Source organism: Pseudomonas sp. GW821-FHT05H12 (assembly GCF_059419385.1).
Genome location: NZ_JBWKRS010000010.1, coordinates 191966 through 194614 on the forward strand (window position 1 = coordinate 191966; position 2649 = coordinate 194614).

Below are 2649 nucleotides of genomic sequence, written 5' to 3' on the forward strand. Positions count from 1 at the left end.
CCCCCCCCCCCCCCCCCCCCCCCCCCCCCCCCCCCCCCCCCCCCCCCCCCCCCCCCCCCCCCCCTGCTCCTGCAGTGGGTTGGGGGTGTGAATGAGAAGGTTAGAAGCGGCTGGTCACGCTCAGGCCCACGGTGCGGGGGTCGCCATAGGTGATCACGTATTGGCCAAGGCCACCGTTGGGCCGGCCATGGACTTGGTAGCGGCGGTCGGTGAGGTTGTTGACGAAACCGGTGACACTGAGTTTTTCGTCGGCGCTGTACCAGGTCAGCCGGCTGTTGGCCAAGGTGTAGTGGGGCTGGCTCAGGTCTTTGTCGGCGCTGCTCTGGCGGTCGGCGAGGAAGTATTCCTTGTCGCGGAAACTCACGTCGGCACCGGCCACCAGCTTGCCGCCGATTTCCAGCGGGAAGGTGTAGTCGCCGCCCAGGGACACCACGTTACGCGGTGAACGCACGAAGCTGTTGCCGCTGTAGTCGCCGGTGACCGCGCCGGTGTTGGGGTTGGTGTTCTTGAAGTCGGTGTATTCGGTGTCCAGGAACGAAATCGCCGCGCGCAGGTGCAGGTAGTCGGTGGGTTGGCCTTCCAGCTCCAGTTCGGCGCCCTTGACCTTGCCCTTGGCGCCGTTGGTGAGCGCGGTGGTCAGCACGCCGTTGTTGACCGTCAGCAGGTTCACCTGAATATCCGAGTAGTCGTAGTAGAAGATATTCGCGTTGGCCGTGAGGCGGTGGTTGAACCACTCCGACTTCACACCGAACTCATAGGCGTCGAGTTGTTCCGGGTCCACCGTGGTCAACTGCGACAAGCTGGTGGACAGCCCGGTGTTGAAACCCCCGGAACGGAAACCATGGGCGTAGCGGAAGAACACGCGCACGTTGTCGTTGATGCGGTATTCCGGCGTGAGGTCGTAGGTCCAGGCTTCCCAGGTCTTGTCTTCCTGGCGATTGCCGTTGGTGCCCACACCGGCCAGGGGGATCAACGGGCCGTTGGCCGTGGCGCGGGTCAACTGGGTGAGGTTGAGGTCGATGTCTTTCTTTTCCTGGGTCCAGCGCAGGCCACCGGTGACGCTGAAGTTGTCGGTGAAGTCGTAGGTCAGGTTGCCGAACAGCGCGTAGCTGTCGGTCTTGTGGTCGTAGCTCAGGTCACGAAAGTCCGTGGCGCCGCCGATCTGGTTGGACCCGGTGCCATTGGGTGTCGGCCCCGGCACGATGAAACGCCCAGCCTGGCTGTCGAGGTCCTCATGGAAATAGTGCGCACCGGCCAGCCAGCGCAGGGTCTCCTGCTGGGGCGAGGCCAGGCGGATTTCCTGGGAGTACTGGGTGTATTTGTTGTCGGCAGTGGAGGTGCCGTTGACCTCGTACGGCGTGTAGTCGGCGTCACCGCTGGACTGGCCGCGGATGTAGTCGTACGCCGTGATCGACGTGAGCGTGTAGTCGCCCAGGTGCCAGTTGAGGGTCAGCGAGGTGCCGTCGTGGTTGAGCTTGGAGTCGTCATCCACGTTCAGCGCGATGTTGCGCCCGGCCGGGCGCTGGTAGCCCACGTTGTAATAGCGGCCCAGGGTCAGCGCACCGTTGGCGCCGTCGCCCTTGAACTCGCGGCTGTGGATCTTCCACAGGGCATCGAGGTCGTCGTTGAGCTGGGCGAAAAACTGCAGGCGCACGGCCTTTTTGTTCACGTCGCCGTAGGTGTGATCGTCCACCAGGTTTTTCTGGAAGCCGTCGCGTTCTTCCGAATACAACGAGATTCGCGCGGCAAGTTTTTCGTCCACCAGCGTGCCGCCCAGGGCGCCGCTCAAGATGCGTTCGTTCTTGCTGCCAAAACCGATGGTGCCGAAGCCGTCGGTATCGAAGGTGGGCTTTTTCGAGATGATATTCACCGCGCCCGCCGTGGTGTTCTTGCCGTACAGCGTGCCTTGCGGACCGCGCAGGATCTCGATGCGCTCCAGGTCCCACAGCGGCCCACCCCCGGCAATCGGCGCGTTGAGGTAGACATCGTCGGCATAGATACCCACCGGGTACACCGTGGCCGCGCCGGTGTCGCCGGTGCCCAACCCACGGATGTACCAGCGCGGGCGGCCATCGCCGTCCGGGTTCTTCGCCGAGGCGTTTGGGATGAAGGTGGTGATGTCGCCCATGTTGCGCACGCCGTCGGCGACAATGTTGGTGCCCTGTACCGCCGACACCGCCACCGGAACCTCTTGAAGGGTTTGCTCGCGGTGTTGTGCGGTGACGGTCACGGTCTTGAGTGCCGGTTCGGTTTTAGTGGTGTCCTCTTCAGCGGCGTGAGCGCCGCCTGCGACGAGTAAAGCGAGCCATAAGCCCTTGGTGATTGGATTGATGGTATGCATGAAAATCTCCCCCGGAAAATGTGTCCTTGAAGGGGGTAGAGCAGAGATCGTGCCAAGAGGATTTCAGGTTTGATACGTATGGATAACGTGCTGTTTTATAAGTAATAAAATGTTGGAGGTAAGGTTTTTTTACGGATAAAACAAGGCCGTGAAAACAGCCTGTCGAAGATTCAGCAGGAGTTGCTTGGAGGGTGCTGCTGGAGCAGCAGGGAGGGTGTTGCCAGGCCAACACATTTTTGTTGGTTCACACCGACCTTGTAGGAGCCCGGCTTGCCGGCGATGGCGATATCAATGACGCCATCGCCGGC

1 protein-coding gene is annotated in these 2649 nt (G+C 62.0%); it reads right to left on the reverse strand.

Going from position 1 to position 2649, the window contains the following annotated elements; all coding sequences use genetic code 11:
• Positions 1-100 precede the first annotated feature (100 nt).
• Entirely contained in the window at positions 101-2341 is a 2241-nt protein-coding gene (locus tag AC07SU_RS11750; protein WP_494997107.1) for a TonB-dependent receptor, read from the reverse strand.
• Positions 2342-2649 lie beyond the last annotated feature (308 nt).